Here is a 14,384-nt window from a genome sequence, read left to right on the forward strand (position 1 = left end):
CGTGCTAGTTTAAGAGCAAAGGTGCGATTCTATTTTCATGTAAAAGGAGAGGGAAGTTGATGGCGGATAAAGTGATGGTCATTATTGGTGCCGGACCGGGGATTGGATTGAGCACAGCGAAAAGATTTGGAAAAGAAGGCTATACGATTGCGCTGGTCGCAAGAGATGAGGACAGGCTGCTTGAAGCAGTGGATGGGCTGGAGGAACTGGACATTGAAGCTGAATCGTTTTATGCAAATGCGTTCTCCAATGAGAGTCTGAAAGCCGCAATCAAATATGTGCATGACCTTTACGGACGGATTGATATTCTGATGTATAACGCCTATACATTCCGGCAGGGCCCGCCAACTGAACTCGATCCGGCTGATCTGTTGAATGACCTTCAGGTGGATGCTGTCGGTGCGCTTGCTAGTGTTCAGGCTGCACTTCCCTTTATGGAAGAAGGGTGCACGATTCTTCTGACAGGCGGTGTACTTGGTGTGAAGCCGATGAAGAACTTTGCGTCTGTATCTGTTGGGAAGGCTGCGATGCGGATTCTTGCGATGACGCTTCATCAGGAGTTGAAGTCAAAAGGAATTTATGTCGGCACTTTGACGATTAATGGGTTTGTGAAACCGGATACGTATTTTTCGCCTGATAATATTGCTGAGAAGATGTATGAGATGGCAGTGGCACGGGATGGTGTGGAGTGGACGTTTGATCGGAAATGAAAAGAAACCGGAGCGGCATATACCGTCTCCGGTTATGTTATTCGTATTGATTCAAACTCTCCTGATAATGTCCTTTTACCTTTTTAATTAGTTCTTCAGGCTCCAACACTTTTACGTGAGTGCCATAAGAAAGAAGCTGTGATGCTGTATATGATAATTCTTCATAAGGAATATCTCCTTTCCATACCCCATCTGATACATCTTTGAAAAATGGATCTGCTTTTGCCCGCCGTTCTCCTTCAGCAGTAAAAGCCAGAACTGTCCGGACTGATGGTCGTTCCTCAGGCTGCCTGAGCCATTCGGATAGTGAGGGAAGCTGTTCAAGCCGTTCTTCGCCAATTGTTCCAGCATGAATTCTGTCAGCGCGATATAGTAGAATCTTTCGTTTGTATAAGGCAGGCATATACCAAGTCTGATCAAAGTACAGACCTATAGGGAACACATTTACCTTTCTTATCCCCCGTGAAGATTCATACGTCATCACTAACTCCCTCTGTTCGAGCGCCGCCTGCAAAATCACTGTGGTCCACTGGCTGTTGCCTGAAGCATATGACGCATGGAAGGCGACTTTACTTTCTACAGATCTGATTCTCTCTTTCGTTGACTCCGGCAACTCTGCAAAGTAATGTTCAGCAAGGTGGCTTCTGATTTCACCAAAGGGGAGGTCAGGAACCTGCTCAAGGTAGTGAAGCATCAAATAAAGACCTATCGCTTCGTTTTCATTTAACTGAAGAGGTGGCAGTAATCTATTCGGCAGCACTCTGTACCCACCATATCTCCCTGGTTCAGAATAGAGAGGGAAACCAATCTTCTGCAGCTTGTCGAGATCACGTTGAATGGTTCTGGTAGAAACGTTAAAACGTGTGGCCAGTTCTGAAGCAGAAAATTTCCTGTTGGGTTCAAGTATGCGCATTAAAGTCAGCTGTCTTTTATTCATGATTATTTCTCCGTTCAATTACGACGTATATTGTCATAGTTCTATTATAAACTTAATGGTGAAAGGAGATGAATCACATGAGTAAAAACATTTTATACATCGCAATGAGTCTCGATGGTATGATCGCAAAATCGGATCATTCTCTTGATTGGCTGTTGAAAGCTGAAGGTGAGGAGGATAACGGCTATAATCACTTTTACAGCGGAATTTCTTCGGTGGTCATGGGGAACCGGACCTATCAGGAAGTGTTGAAAATGATGGACGAACCGCCTTATCAGGATCGACCTGTGTACGTGCTATCAAGAACGGTGAAGGAGGATGGTTATGCGACATTTACTTCAGAGCCGGTAGAAACACTGTTGCCTGAACTCCAAAAAAAGCACGATGGCCCGGTCTGGGTCGTTGGCGGTGGAGAGGTAATTAAGGCGTGCATGGCGTCTGAAAGTATTGATGAATATTATATCGCGGTCATTCCTGTGGTGTTGGGTGAAGGTATTCCGCTATTTCCTGAGGGGACAAAGTATACGGAATTAAAGTTAAAAGGAACCGAAATCTATAATCAGATTGTGATGCTGCATTATGTGAAAAAACAAGCGGAATGAGGATTAATCATTCCGCTTTGTTCTAAGCGTTCAATTTTTGTTAAATGCCGGACTGCTTTGTATAGTGTCTCACAATCATTCCATTCGTTTTGTGCATACCAAACCGTTCATAATAAGGAACCAGTTCGTCATCACAACAGAGATCAACCATGTAAAAATCTTTTAATTGTTCAAGCATCAGACGAACGAGTTCGCTGCCGACACCTTCATGTTTGTAAGCAGGCAGCACTTCTAGAAGTGGAATATAAGCAGACAGGACGCCATCACTGATTGCCGTGATAAAACCGATGACCTGTTGCTTCGCATCGTCAGTTGCAACCACGATGTGACTGCTTTTTGCTAAAAGCTCCAGATGTTTCTGTGGTGACGGTGGATCAGGCCATCCGTCAAAAAATCCTTCGAGCATATTTGGTGTAATGCCGTTTGTGTCATAATAAAAATTCAATTCAGTCAGCTCCTTTTTTAGTCATTGGATAGGAGAAGCTGAAAAATCAATTATAGAGTAGCAAAATCAAGACCTCCAGACGCAGGGTTATAGATACCATTCTTCATAAAATGCAATATTCCTTCATTACAATTGATAAAACAAAGAATCCGAATCGCTGTTTGATGCGATCCGGATTTTTATTAGCTCACCTTATACTTTCTCCGACCTTTTAAAAGAGGGAAAAGAATCGTTAGCAGCCCCACTGCGATAAGCGAGAGCGCAATAGGTTTATCAAGGAAAATGCCAAAACTTCCATTTGAAATGGTCAGCGTCTGTCTGAGTGACTGCTCCATCATACCACCAAGTATGAATGCCAGAATGAAAGGGGCAGCCGGGAATGAGAACATCCTCATGAAGAACCCAATGACACCAAAAGCTAAAAGCAGGTAAAGATCAAAAGTATTAAAGCTGATCGCATATACACCAATTAAGCTGAAGATGATGACAAGTGAAATCAAAAGAGGGCGTGGGATTTTCAGGATCTTTGAGATATATGGAATCAGTGGCAGGTTCAAGACCAGCAGAATGATGTTCCCTACATACATACTCGCAATAATTCCCCAGAAAATCTCCGGGCGATCCTGCACTAGCAGAGGGCCTGGCTGAACCCCTAAGACGAGAAAGGCTCCGAGTAAAACAGCTGTTGTACCTGACCCTGGAATTCCAAGACTGAGTAATGGAACAAACGCGCCGCTCGTTGCAGCATTATTGGCTGTTTCAGGTGCAGCAAGACCTTTGATAGACCCCTTGCCAAATTCCTCGGGATTCTTTGCAATTTTCTTTTCCGTGATGTAAGCAATAAATGACGCAATGGTTGCACCTGCACCAGGTAACACCCCGATAATAAAGCCGAGGAATGACTGTCTGGAGACGGGTCCACTCATTTCTTTTATATCCTGCTTAGAAAGACGCAGACTGCCGATATTTTTACTCTGTCCATCATCTTTCTCATTTCTGTTCAGAACAAGCGTACACACTTCAGCAAGTGCAAACAGTCCAAGTGCAACAACAAGGAAATCGATCCCTTCTAAAAGGTTTGGATTGCCAAAAGTAAAGCGGCTTGTCCCTGTCTGTGCATCAATTCCGATTGTGACAACCATAAAGCCGAGTGTTGCTGAAATAAAAGCTTTAATGGCTGACCCATCAGCAAGACTCGCAATGGCGGTCAATCCAAGAAACATTAGTGCAAAGTATTCAGCGGGGCCGAATGAAATGGCTACTGCTGAGAGAAGCGGGGTGAAGAGCATCAGTAATACAACACTCACTGTTCCCCCTGTAAATGAAGCGATCGCTGCAATCGCAAGTGCCTTGCCGGCTTTTCCCTGCTTGGCCATTGGATAACCATCAAAGGCTGTTGCGACTGTTCCTGCTACACCTGGTGCATTTAATAAAATAGAGGAGCTTGAACCGCCAAAAATTGCACCGTAGTAGACACCTGCCATCATGACAAGGGCAATCGAAGGGTCCATTGAATAAGTGATCGGTATCATAATGGCAATCGCACTGATCGGTCCGAGCCCTGGCATCATTCCAATAAAAGTACCGACAAATACACCGATAAATACAAATAACAATCCTTCAAGACTGAAGGCTACCTGAAATCCTGACATTAGACCGGAGAATGCATCCATACTGTCACCTCTTTTCTAAAATGGAAGTATGCCCGCAGGCAGATTGATTTTGAGTAAGTAGTTAAACAGTCCGTAAATGGCCAGTGAGAATACGACAGAAGTGATCACGTTTGTAACATGGTGCTTATAATCAAGGTAAAGGGAACAGACAAAAATAAAAACGGTTGTCATGACTACAAAACCTATCATTTCGAGCAGGAAAATATAAATGAGAATCATCCCGGCAACAACGAGAAGATTTATCACATGCTGTTTGGAGATTTTTCTTTTTTCCTTATCAGCTTCTGTTTCATTTTTCTTATCTAGATAAAGCAATAATGCAAAGAACAGCAGAAGGAATCCGAGTCCTTTTGGAATAACGTCTGCATCGATCAGCGCATTGGAATAACCCGGCAGGTTAAAGCTTAAGAGCAGATATACGATTGCGATGACTGCGACTACAAGTGCCGCTTTTTGGTTTGTTTTTGCCAGCATAGCCGTTGTTCACCTCATTTCTATTTAAGGGAGATAGCAGTACACACGTCATGCTATCCCTCTGAACATTTATTCTCTCGCCAATCCAAGCTCATCCAGTAATGCCTGCATTGATTCTGCTTCTTCCTCAAGGAATGCAGCATATTCTTCGCTGTCCATGTACATTTCACCCCAGCCGTACTTTTCGCGAATCTCAATCCATGCTTCCGAATCATTCAGCTCTTTGAACTTCTCTTCATAATAAGTGACTGCTGCTTCGTCCATACCAGGGGGCCCAAAGAAGCCTCTCCAGTTAATAAATGTTTCATCAATTCCCTGTTCAATTGCGGTAGGGAAGTCTGACAGTACTTCACCTTCCAGACGTTCCTCAGCTGTAATGCCAAGTACTTTAACTTTTCCGGCACGTACCTGCTCAATCGTTTCTGCTACACCGGTTGTGAAAACATCTACACTGCCATTCAGCACTGAAGTCAGTCCACCTGACTCCGGATCAGAGATATATTTAAGGTTAGTCACATCAACACCCGCAGCTTTTGCAATTTTAACGAATTGCATATGATCCATGCTTCCAGGTGAAGAGGTGCCGACAATACTGACACTTTGAGGGTCTTCTTTCATATCATCAAATAAATCATTCAGGTTATCCCACTCAGCGTCTGCTTTTACAACAAATGCCCCATAATCAGCAATCACATTGGCAAGTGGAGTGAAGTCTTCATGACTGTATTCTGACTGGCCGTTCAATGGAACCAGAATGAGAGGTGGAGAGCCTACAAACATATGGTGCGGACTTTCTTCCTGACCTGCAATATACGCCCAGCCAATGGCACCGCCGCCGCCGGCTTTATTCACGACAGGCAGGCGCTGATCAATAATCTCTTCTTCTTCAAATACCTGAGACACCATTCTGGCAGTAGTATCCCAGCCGCCTCCTGGTCCTGCAGGTGCTGTGATCTCAATAGGTTGAGTAGGTGTCCAGTTGCCGTCTTCGTCCGTTGCACCGGAAGAACTGTTTCCGCATCCGGCTGCTGTAACCAATAGAAGTGAAGCAGCTGCTGTTCCGAATAGTTTTTTCATGATATTTCCCCCTTGTTTGTGATTGAATGATTGTATCCTTTGGCGTTATGTTAAATGAGAATATTCAAAATGTAACCGTTTACAATTTAACCTTCATAAAGAACTTTTAGGGGATATTGTTCATTTTGTTCACGAAAAAACACCTCCGCAATGAAGGGAGGTGTTATACATTTATGCTAAATAATATTTCCGTTCAGGTCTGCCGACGATCCCATATTCAAGTTCTGCTTTTGCTTCCCCTGATGAAATCATGTATTCAAGGTAACGTCTGGCAGTTGTTCTCGAAGCGCCCATATTCTGGCCAAGCTCTTCAGCATTTATTCCTTTGTCCAGTGTACGCATCATGTCTTTTACTTTTTGCAGCGTCAGCGGATCAATCCCTTTTGGCAACAGGGTTGGCATAGTCTCTGAAGGCCGCTGGTTCGAAAACATCTGATCAATGACCGCCTGTGTGAGTTCATGATTGGAATCAATCAGCTGCTTTCTTTTTCGTACCTTTTCAATCGCACTCTTAAAGCGTTCAAATGTAACTGGCTTCACAATATAATCAGCGGCACCGTAACGGACGGCTGGCTCCACGACTTCTTTTTCAGTAGAAGCGGTAATTAATATAACGTCAGTTCCGGGCCATCTTTCACGGATTTCCGGTAAAAGGGAAAGACCTGTCCGGTCAGGAAGGTAATTATCGAGAAGCAGGAGATCTGTTTCTTCTTGCTCAAGCAGTTCCAGTGCTTCTTTCGCGTTCAGTGCTTTGCCTGTTACTTTTATGTGGTCAAGCTTTTCTAAGAATTGTTCATGAATGGAGGCGACACGGAAGTCATCCTCTGCGATTGCAACTTTCATCAGGTTTTCCTCCCATCAGGATGTTTTTTTCTGTCTGTATGTCATGTTTTTAGGCAGGTAAACTGAGAATGTTGTACCACGACCGTGATCGGAATGTACTTCAATACTGCCGCCAAGGTTTTCAGCAGCCTGCTTTACAATCGAAAGTCCATAGCCTCTGTCAGTCTCACCTTTTGTTGAATAGCCTGTTGTAAAAACAAGGTCCAGATTCGCCTCAGGAATGCCTTCTCCGTTATCTTCAACCTCAATCACAATATCGTTTCCTAGATCCGTCAGAAAAAAGTTCACCACAGGCTCAGTTTTTCTTTCTGCAGCATCGAAGGCATTATCAACAAGATTGCTGATAATAGACGCAACTTCACTGACAGCTTTTCCTGATAATATGTGAAGACTGCTATTTTCTTCTATGTTAAAAACAATTTTCTTTTCAGAAGCTTTTCCGGCCTTACCTAACAGTAATGCCTGAATCCTTGGGTCTTCGATCTGCTCAAAAATAACTTTATTCTGAAGATCCTGGGCATCAGATTCCGCCTGAATCATCTCAATTGCTTCATCGTATTTTCCAAGCTGAAGAAGTCCTGACAGAATATAAAGCTTATTGGAAAACTCGTGTGTCTGAGCTCTTAGATCCTCTGAGTATCTCTTTACTTCAGAGAGTGTTTCGATCATTTTATTCATTTCAGTTTTGTCACGAAAAGTGGATACTACACCTGTTACTTTTCCATTTTTGATGATGGGCGTCCGGTTAATAATCACATGTCGATTACGCAAAGTAGTCTCCACATCACGTTGCGGAGAACCGCTTTCGAGCACTTCATAGACGCCTGTATTAGGGAGAATGGATTCAACTTTTTGATTCAGCACACGCTCATCAACATTAAGAAGATCCATAGCGGACTGATTCAAAATCTTAATATAGCCATCTTCATCTACAGAAATAATCGCCTCTTTAATGGAATGAAGGATCGCCTGACGCTCCTGGTAAAGGGAAGTCATCTCATCAGGCTCTAGGCCCAGCGTCATTTTTCTGATATTCCTGGCAAGCAGATAGCTTGAAAGAATGCCAAAAATGATGACAATCAGTGAGATCATCGTAATGACTGAACCACGTTCAATTGCGTTGTCAATAATAGATGAGGTGAGGTAACCAACAGACACGATGCCGACAATGTCACCTTCAGCGTTCCGGATCGGACCTTTCCCGCGGATAGACGGACCAAGTGTGCCTTCAGACTTGGAAATATAAAATTCACCGTTTTCAAGGGCGCGCGCATTATCATCCCCAACCATTAACTTCCCAAGCTTTTCTGCATCGGGGTGGGCATAGCGCTCACCTTTTGTATTCCCAATCACAATGAATGCAGTACCGGTTTCCTCACGAATCCGATTGATCAACGGCTGTAACACGGTGGAGGGTTCATCTTCTTCAAAGGCATTAATAACAGTGGGCATTGCAGATACAGTTACCGCAAGCTGCATTGCCTGGGTCCCCATCTGCCGCTCGATCTGTTTGTATTCAATTACTAGAGAGATAACGAGAAAAACGAGCATCACTAAAAGAATGCTGACAATATTCAGACTGATGATTTTCGCTGCAAGTGATAATCTTCTCCGTTTAGTTTTCATAGGTGCTCCTTAAGAAAGCGCTTTTTTCTATTCTAAATGGGATCCAGTATTTTTGGAAGGTTATCAGTAAATAAAAAACCCCTGCCTGTTTGGCAGAGGTTTTAACGCAGAGATTCAGTCAAATCACGCCGAAATGATTCATCTCTTAATATTGCTTTCTGAAAATCATTCATTGATTTTGAGAGTCTCATCTGATCAAGCAGCACAAGGTTATCTGCAAAGAACGAGATTTCAGTCCGGTTTCCTTCCAGGTCAGTTGCATACAGTGAAAAAGTCAGCACGTGCGGCGTTGAACCGCCTTTTTGTCCGGCGTGCTTAAGCCATTCCTGGTTATGAGGACTTTCCATAAGCGGTTCAAGCAGTGGATCAAGATGGCTGTGAACGCCTGTTGAAAAGAACGTTTTGCTGTTCAACTTTTCCATAAATGCGGTATACGTTTTGGCATTAGAGCGTGTCAGATGATCAGACCAGTTTCTCTGCGCAGGAGCGTTCAGGGTTTTCAATACCTGCTGCTTTTCGGCGTCTGTCAGAGGCAGTTTGAGCCACCGGTTCATTATCATGACAGTCATATTTCGATATTCTTCTTTTGACAGTTCACGTACTTCAGCATTTGCACCTTCATGCGTCAGGTTCTGTTCTGTCATAAGCGTATAAGGTACCGCAAGCGCTGATACAAAAGGAAAGATTGGCTCATGATCCATGAGCCCGATTTCTTCCAAGCTTTCATTGATCCTGTCCAGTCCAAGTCTGTGTATCAGGTAATCTGTATTGGCATTGGAACTGTAATTCATCATACCTTCTGCCACCTGAGCCAGGGTGACAGGGTCCTGATGATTAATTTCCTTCAGCCATGCTGCATGTGCACCGCCATCTGTCCGTTTGAAGTAAAAGGGCTCAAGTTCTGAAAGAGAGACCTTTTCCTGAGGGTCAAGCGTACCCGCAGCAGCCTGTTTTGCGTACTCGACAGCAATAACCAGCTTTGCCGTACTCGCAAGCGGCAGCATGAGATCTTCCTGATGCGCAGCAAGCACTTCTCCATTGCGCTCCACCTTGAGTGCAGTGGAATCAGGATGCTGTCTGATCAATTCTATAAAACCATGAGGCTTTATTTTTCTTGTTTTATAAGCAAAGAAGGCTGCTCCGCCTCCAATTAGTAGTGCAATTAGTAAAGAGCCAATCAAAATCCAGTTCACGATCGTCACTCCCGATTACAAAATCATCTGTGTTCTATACATTGCTGATAGCGATCCCATACTTCTTCCTGCTGGTGCAGAATCTGACCGCGTTCTTTTTGCAGGTTGCCGACTGCACGCGCAACTTTATATTTCGTGTCTTCCACTTTACTGATTGATTCGTTGATGCGGCTGTGAATCGTCCACTCGGAGAAAATGTCATCAAGAAAATAATCGGCAAATGTGATAAATGACCCTCGCTCTACATTCATCGTTTCAGCAGACCCTTCTTTCACATCCTTCAGTTCCGATTCGAATTTGCGCAGGTTCCGCTGGGCACGATGAAGGGCATCCTGTGACTGGTCAAGGTCACTGTGCTTCATTGCGGTTACAATCATACCGCCTCCAAGAAATGTATCCCAGGTGGACATCCCGTATGCAGATCTCAGTTTTGACAGTGCAGTTTCTAAAGCAGATTCTGCACTGCGACCCGCGTAAATCGCTTCATCAATTTCAGTGAGCAATGCACCCAGGTCTGCATAATGATCTAAATGAAGGTTAATTTCCTGTGCCGTTTCTCCATCATTCTGTTTAATCCAGCGTTCCTTTTCTTTGAGAAAGCTCTCCCAGTCATCTTCAACGGTTGTATAAGCAGACAGGGCATGTTCAAGTTCTGTTTTATCGCCTTTCAGATCTTTCAGCATCTTTTCATGTTCATTCAGTTTCAGTTCAGCCTTTGCCGCTTCGTCATACTCTTTTTCACGAAGCTCCTCATGTGTACCTTTCCATTTTCGTACGACGTTCACCAAAGAGAAACGGTCCATTTTATGCAGATCAAGCTGCTCTTCTGACAGGCTTTGTTCAAGCTCCTTCTTTTTCTGTTCATGCTCAACAAGCTGTGAACGTACATTCACTAACCGTTTTTCAAGCTTTCGTTTTTCATCCAGTTTTTTTCGTAAATCCAGCTGTTTTCTCTCAAGTGTCTTTTCCACGTGAACCCCTCCAATGTTTTGTTACTATGCATACGGATGAATCGGCCTGGAAGTTCCGGGGAATTTTAAAAAATTGGATGCTTGAGTACCATTCTTTTCTTGTAAAAGGTATGATGAAGTTTCCTGAAAATAGTAAAGGGGGGTGGGAAGATGGATCGGTTCATAGAAGACTTATTGGTATTAATTAATCAGAAAGATAAAAGATTCCTGATTGGTGTATCCGGACACGGTGCAGCAGGAAAAACGACATTTACACAAAAGCTTGCCGGGCGGATTGGGTCTGACAGGGTGAATGTCCTGAATACAGACCCTTATATTACGGACTCTGCAGTCAGAAAAAACACAATGATTACATATGACTGGAATGGTAAGGAGCATACGTTCAAAATGACTGCCTGTCATCCAGCTGCACATCATATGCCGTCACTTGAAAGAGATATGAAGATGCTGAAAAAAGGGATGGATTTATATACCCTTGATACCGGCTGGCTGCCCAGTGAACTGCTTTCAGAGAGTAAGAAAGTGACGATCGCAGAAGGCATGAGCGTTGCTTTTCTGGATCAGTCGTTATTTGATCTGAGTATTTATTTTTATACAGACGGGGAGACGGAGTTTTTAAGAAGATCCGGCCGTGATATTAAAGAGCGTGGTATGGAGCTTGCATATCTGAAACAGTCACATGATGAGCGGCGGGTGCAATACGAGGTATTTATGCATGCGCACAGTGAATCGTTTGATGTTGTGGTGAATACGTCTGGGGATGGGTTTGTGGTTGAAAAGAATGAGGGGTTTGGCGGTGAGGATTGAAGAAGTGTAATGAGATGGAATGTGACTGCTGCCGGACCAGTCTAATATTTCCACTCCCATCAATGTATTTCATTTAATCACATAGATATAAAGGGAATATAGGATTTTTTGTAGAAGTGTGCGGATAGAGATGAAATCGGAGGAAGACTACATCACAAGGAGACCCTATCATGAGCAAAGTTGACTTATTATCAGTGACACATGATCCGAAGGCTAAGTTGTTACCCTATTTGAAAAAGCATGAAAACGCTCTGACCAGCCTTTACAATGAATGCTGGATCACAGTGAGCGATGAATCATCTGAAGCGCTGATTCATTATTTAATTCAGGATAGTCCTTTTAATGCTGTGGTGATTCCAAAAAGTGGTGCAGCCAACGCCAGGAGAGAGGTCGTGTCATTCGGGCGGGAGTCAGCGTGTTCACATTACCATTATTGTGATCTGGACCGGCTCTTGACGTGGATGAACCATTACCCGGAAGAGCTTGAGTTGCTTGTTAAAAAAATTCCCGGTCAGGATTATACAGTGATTGGCCGGACAGAACGTGCGATGGCTACTCATCCTGAAAGCTGGATTGAAACGGAGAAGATTACAAATAAAATTTGTTCACTCGCACTGGAACAGGAAATAGATATTACAGCGGGATCATGTGCCTTTTCTAAAAACATCGCCAGATTGCTCGCTGAACATTCAGAAGCGAAAATGACAGACGCGGAATGGATGATGATCGCGAAAAATAAAGCAGGTGCTCATATTAGTGCTACTCAGGTAAATGGTCTTGAATATCATGAGTCAATTAACGCTCCGAACAAGTCTGAAGAGGAAGCGGAAATATGGTTTACCCGGTTAAAGCTGAGCACGATCATCAGTGAGACGATTTTAAAAAAGTGAGGGGATAGCATGAACGCTCAGGACACGCTTCAAGCTTACATAGAAGCAACAAACACGCATGACTTTGAAAACGTAAGGCAGGTACTCCATGATGACGCATTGTTCTGGTTTACCAATCAGACCTGCAGGACACATAGCGAAATTCAGGTGTATTTTGAAAGTACGTGGGCAGTGATTAAAGAAGAGGCCTACTCTGCCATTGATATCAGATGGCTGCATGCTGATGACACTTCCGCTTCCTGTGTGTACGTCTATCAATACGAAGGTTACTATGAAGGGCAGCTGGTGTCAGGAAGCGGCCGTGCAACAAATGTTTTTAAGAAGACAGACGCCGGATGGAAGCTCATTCACGAGCACCTGAGCAAATTGACGTAACATTTCCCAGACTGAACCGTACCTATACAAAGAGGTGAAGAGAATGTTTCTGAAAAGAGTCACGCTAAAACGGGAAGAGATCAATGACCAACGTGAGTACCCATTTCATATTCCTGCGATCAGATCATTCAGCGAAATAAACTTCAATAAGAATGTCACGTTTTTCGTGGGGGAAAACGGTTCGGGAAAATCAACGCTTTTAGAAGCTATTGCTGACCAGTGCGGGTTCAATCCTGCTGGTGGCGGCAGAAATAATACATATAACCTTCATGCCTCAGAGTCGGCGCTTGGACCTTACCTCAGGTTGTCGTGGATGCCTAAAGTGACAAATGGATTTTTTCTGCGCGCGGAATCGTTCTATCAGTTTGCAACTCATTTAGATGAACTGGATCAGGATGATCTGGAGGGACTTACCTATCAGTCCTATGGCGGAAAGTCTCTTCATGAGCAGTCCCATGGAGAATCATTTTTGTCACTGTTTGCAAACCGTTTTCAGCAAAAAGCGATCTACCTGCTTGATGAGCCTGAGGCCGCACTGTCTCCCCAGCGCCAGCTTGCTCTGTTAAAAATCATGCATGACCTTGAAAAACAGGGAAGCTGTCAGTTCATCATTGCGACTCATTCGCCCATTCTTCTCGGATACCCGGATGCTGATATATTAAGCTTTGATGAAGGAAAGATTCAGTCTATGGCATACGAAATGACCGATCATTACCAGATCACAAGTTACTTTTTACAGCACAGGGAGCGGATGCTTGAACAGTTGTTTGCGGAGGAGGATGAGGAATGAAGAAATGGTTTTTGATCGTAGCAATGATGATACTCACCGGTTGTGCAGGTATAGGTAAACAATCGGATGTTTTTGTTTTTACAGGCGAATCGGAAAACTGGCGTGTGAACTATATATCTGCGAAGTCAGAAGAAGACAGAGTAGAAAACGATTACTGGATTTATTATATCGGAGACGAAAATCCAGGGGAGGTTTCATACAGCATCGACTTAGGTTCAGGTGCAACGTCTGCAGGATCTGCTGATCTGAGTCACACTGATGTAATCAGAGCCGGCGGGGGCTGCAGTGACTGTGAGACACTGAAAGAAGATGATGTTCTGCAGTTTGAAGTTGAGTGGGATGGACAGCAGGAGTCTTTTGAGGTGACTTATGATGAAGAAGCGAGAGGCGTCATGGAATAGGGGAGAAAACATGGATCATAAAATAATCATCAGACGCGTAACTACAGCTGATGCAGAGCAGTTAAGAGACCATGCCAGAAAAGTACTGATTGAGAATGCTGACAGGATGGGAACTTCACTGAATGAATTTAATGTAACGATTGAAGAAGAAATAGAATGGATCCGATCACATGAAAAACAGGGTGTAATATTTGCAGCAGAAATTGATGGAATGATTATTGGAATGATTAAGTTCCGGTTATCTTCACTTGAAAAATTCAGTCATCAGGGGTTGTTCGGTATGAGCATTCAGGAAGCCTATACGAATCAGGGGATCGGACGTAGATTGCTTGAACAGTTGTTTGACTGGGCAAAACAGGACGACAGAGTGGAGAAAATTTCACTTGAGGTATTTGCGGATAATGATCGCGCGATTCATTTATATAAAAAGATGGGGTTTGTTGAGGAAGGACGTAAGGTGCGGCATGTGAAGCTTGGACCGGATCGTTATGTAGATGAGCTTTTGATGGGGAAATTTCTTTGAAATAGGCCTAGTAAAAACCAGGAGTGAATGCTCCTGGTTTTTTGGTG

17 protein-coding genes are annotated in these 14,384 nt (G+C 43.7%); 8 read left to right on the forward strand and 9 right to left on the reverse strand.

Annotated features, from left to right (window positions below; genetic code table 11):
* Positions 1 to 59 precede the first annotated feature (59 nt).
* A complete protein-coding gene (locus JOD21_RS06820; protein WP_239581460.1) occupies positions 60 to 710 on the forward strand; it encodes an SDR family NAD(P)-dependent oxidoreductase in 651 nt (216 codons plus the stop codon).
* Between the two features lie 37 nt (positions 711 to 747).
* On the opposite strand, the gene JOD21_RS06825 is transcribed toward JOD21_RS06820, so the two are convergent.
* Positions 748 to 1,647: a helix-turn-helix transcriptional regulator gene (locus JOD21_RS06825; RefSeq protein ID WP_204728897.1), complete on the reverse strand. Its 900-nt coding sequence runs from the start codon at positions 1,645 to 1,647 to the stop codon at positions 748 to 750.
* A 77-nt stretch (positions 1,648 to 1,724) separates the two neighbouring features.
* On the opposite strand from JOD21_RS06825, the gene JOD21_RS06830 reads away from it, so the two are divergent.
* Positions 1,725 to 2,249 carry a dihydrofolate reductase family protein gene (locus JOD21_RS06830; RefSeq protein WP_204728898.1) on the forward strand — a complete coding sequence of 175 codons (525 nt, stop codon included), beginning with the start codon at positions 1,725 to 1,727 and terminating at the stop codon, positions 2,247 to 2,249.
* Positions 2,250 to 2,289: 40 nt separating this feature from the next.
* Here JOD21_RS06830 and JOD21_RS06835 read toward each other — a convergent pair whose 3' ends face one another.
* The 8 genes from JOD21_RS06835 to JOD21_RS06870 all read right to left on the reverse strand — a co-directional run bounded on the left by JOD21_RS06835 (position 2,290) and on the right by JOD21_RS06870 (position 10,551).
* Complete coding sequence (locus JOD21_RS06835) at positions 2,290 to 2,655, reverse strand: GNAT family N-acetyltransferase (RefSeq protein ID WP_204728963.1); 366 nt, start codon at positions 2,653 to 2,655, stop codon at positions 2,290 to 2,292.
* 221 nt (positions 2,656 to 2,876) lie between these two features.
* Positions 2,877 to 4,367 carry a tripartite tricarboxylate transporter permease gene (locus tag JOD21_RS06840; RefSeq protein ID WP_041121642.1) on the reverse strand — a complete coding sequence of 497 codons (1,491 nt, stop codon included), beginning with the start codon at positions 4,365 to 4,367 and terminating at the stop codon, positions 2,877 to 2,879.
* A 15-nt stretch (positions 4,368 to 4,382) separates the two neighbouring features.
* A complete protein-coding gene (locus tag JOD21_RS06845) occupies positions 4,383 to 4,841 on the reverse strand; it encodes a tripartite tricarboxylate transporter TctB family protein (RefSeq protein WP_204728899.1) in 459 nt (152 codons plus the stop codon).
* 69 nt (positions 4,842 to 4,910) lie between these two features.
* Positions 4,911 to 5,918: a tripartite tricarboxylate transporter substrate binding protein gene (locus tag JOD21_RS06850; protein ID WP_041121640.1), complete on the reverse strand. Its 1,008-nt coding sequence runs from the start codon at positions 5,916 to 5,918 to the stop codon at positions 4,911 to 4,913.
* Between the two features lie 171 nt (positions 5,919 to 6,089).
* Positions 6,090 to 6,764, reverse strand: coding sequence for a response regulator (locus tag JOD21_RS06855; protein WP_041121639.1), 675 nt, complete (start codon positions 6,762 to 6,764; stop codon positions 6,090 to 6,092).
* 12 nt (positions 6,765 to 6,776) lie between these two features.
* Entirely contained in the window at positions 6,777 to 8,387 is a 1,611-nt protein-coding gene (locus tag JOD21_RS06860) for an ATP-binding protein (protein ID WP_204728900.1), read from the reverse strand.
* Between the two features lie 101 nt (positions 8,388 to 8,488).
* Positions 8,489 to 9,580, reverse strand: a complete 1,092-nt coding sequence (locus JOD21_RS06865) for a serine hydrolase (protein WP_204728901.1) — start codon at positions 9,578 to 9,580, stop codon at positions 8,489 to 8,491.
* 23 nt (positions 9,581 to 9,603) lie between these two features.
* Positions 9,604 to 10,551 carry a hypothetical protein gene (locus tag JOD21_RS06870; RefSeq protein WP_204728902.1) on the reverse strand — a complete coding sequence of 316 codons (948 nt, stop codon included), beginning with the start codon at positions 10,549 to 10,551 and terminating at the stop codon, positions 9,604 to 9,606.
* Between the two features lie 150 nt (positions 10,552 to 10,701).
* On the opposite strand from JOD21_RS06870, the gene JOD21_RS06875 reads away from it, so the two are divergent.
* The 6 genes from JOD21_RS06875 (at position 10,702) to JOD21_RS06900 (ending at position 14,337) form a co-directional block, all read left to right on the forward strand.
* A complete protein-coding gene (locus tag JOD21_RS06875) occupies positions 10,702 to 11,358 on the forward strand; it encodes a uridine kinase family protein (protein WP_204728903.1) in 657 nt (218 codons plus the stop codon).
* 170 nt (positions 11,359 to 11,528) lie between these two features.
* Entirely contained in the window at positions 11,529 to 12,248 is a 720-nt protein-coding gene (locus JOD21_RS06880; protein ID WP_204728904.1) for a hypothetical protein, read from the forward strand.
* A 9-nt stretch (positions 12,249 to 12,257) separates the two neighbouring features.
* Positions 12,258 to 12,623 carry a YybH family protein gene (locus tag JOD21_RS06885; protein WP_204728905.1) on the forward strand — a complete coding sequence of 122 codons (366 nt, stop codon included), beginning with the start codon at positions 12,258 to 12,260 and terminating at the stop codon, positions 12,621 to 12,623.
* A gap of 43 nt (positions 12,624 to 12,666) precedes the next feature.
* The gene (locus tag JOD21_RS06890; protein WP_204728906.1) at positions 12,667 to 13,413 is read left to right on the forward strand and encodes an AAA family ATPase; all 747 of its coding nucleotides are present in this window, start codon (positions 12,667 to 12,669) and stop codon (positions 13,411 to 13,413) included.
* Positions 13,410 to 13,814: a hypothetical protein gene (locus JOD21_RS06895; RefSeq protein ID WP_204728907.1), complete on the forward strand. Its 405-nt coding sequence runs from the start codon at positions 13,410 to 13,412 to the stop codon at positions 13,812 to 13,814. The genes JOD21_RS06890 and JOD21_RS06895 overlap by 4 nt, the downstream gene beginning before the upstream one ends.
* 10 nt (positions 13,815 to 13,824) lie before the next feature.
* Entirely contained in the window at positions 13,825 to 14,337 is a 513-nt protein-coding gene (locus tag JOD21_RS06900) for a GNAT family N-acetyltransferase (RefSeq protein WP_204728908.1), read from the forward strand.
* Positions 14,338 to 14,384: the final 47 nt, after the last annotated feature.

Source organism: Jeotgalibacillus terrae (assembly GCF_016908195.1).
Lineage (GTDB): Bacteria > Bacillota > Bacilli > Bacillales > Jeotgalibacillaceae > Jeotgalibacillus > Jeotgalibacillus terrae.

Bases quoted from the DNA above. Each gene is read 5' to 3' on its own strand.
- JOD21_RS06840 (WP_041121642.1), bottom strand. From the start codon at position 4,367: ATGGATGCATTCTCCGGTCTAATGTCAGGATTTCAGGTAGCCTTCAGT.
- JOD21_RS06850 (WP_041121640.1), bottom strand. From the start codon at position 5,918: ATGAAAAAACTATTCGGAACAGCAGCTGCTTCACTTCTATTGGTTACA.
- JOD21_RS06885 (WP_204728905.1), top strand. From the start codon at position 12,258: ATGAACGCTCAGGACACGCTTCAAGCTTACATAGAAGCAACAAACACG.
- JOD21_RS06880 (WP_204728904.1), top strand. From the start codon at position 11,529: ATGAGCAAAGTTGACTTATTATCAGTGACACATGATCCGAAGGCTAAG.
- JOD21_RS06895 (WP_204728907.1), top strand. From the start codon at position 13,410: ATGAAGAAATGGTTTTTGATCGTAGCAATGATGATACTCACCGGTTGT.
- JOD21_RS06845 (WP_204728899.1), bottom strand. From the start codon at position 4,841: ATGCTGGCAAAAACAAACCAAAAAGCGGCACTTGTAGTCGCAGTCATC.
- JOD21_RS06830 (WP_204728898.1), top strand. From the start codon at position 1,725: ATGAGTAAAAACATTTTATACATCGCAATGAGTCTCGATGGTATGATC.
- JOD21_RS06890 (WP_204728906.1), top strand. From the start codon at position 12,667: ATGTTTCTGAAAAGAGTCACGCTAAAACGGGAAGAGATCAATGACCAA.
- JOD21_RS06835 (WP_204728963.1), bottom strand. From the start codon at position 2,655: ATGCTCGAAGGATTTTTTGACGGATGGCCTGATCCACCGTCACCACAG.
- JOD21_RS06860 (WP_204728900.1), bottom strand. From the start codon at position 8,387: ATGAAAACTAAACGGAGAAGATTATCACTTGCAGCGAAAATCATCAGT.
- JOD21_RS06900 (WP_204728908.1), top strand. From the start codon at position 13,825: ATGGATCATAAAATAATCATCAGACGCGTAACTACAGCTGATGCAGAG.
- JOD21_RS06820 (WP_239581460.1), top strand. From the start codon at position 60: ATGGCGGATAAAGTGATGGTCATTATTGGTGCCGGACCGGGGATTGGA.
- JOD21_RS06825 (WP_204728897.1), bottom strand. From the start codon at position 1,647: ATGAATAAAAGACAGCTGACTTTAATGCGCATACTTGAACCCAACAGG.
- JOD21_RS06875 (WP_204728903.1), top strand. From the start codon at position 10,702: ATGGATCGGTTCATAGAAGACTTATTGGTATTAATTAATCAGAAAGAT.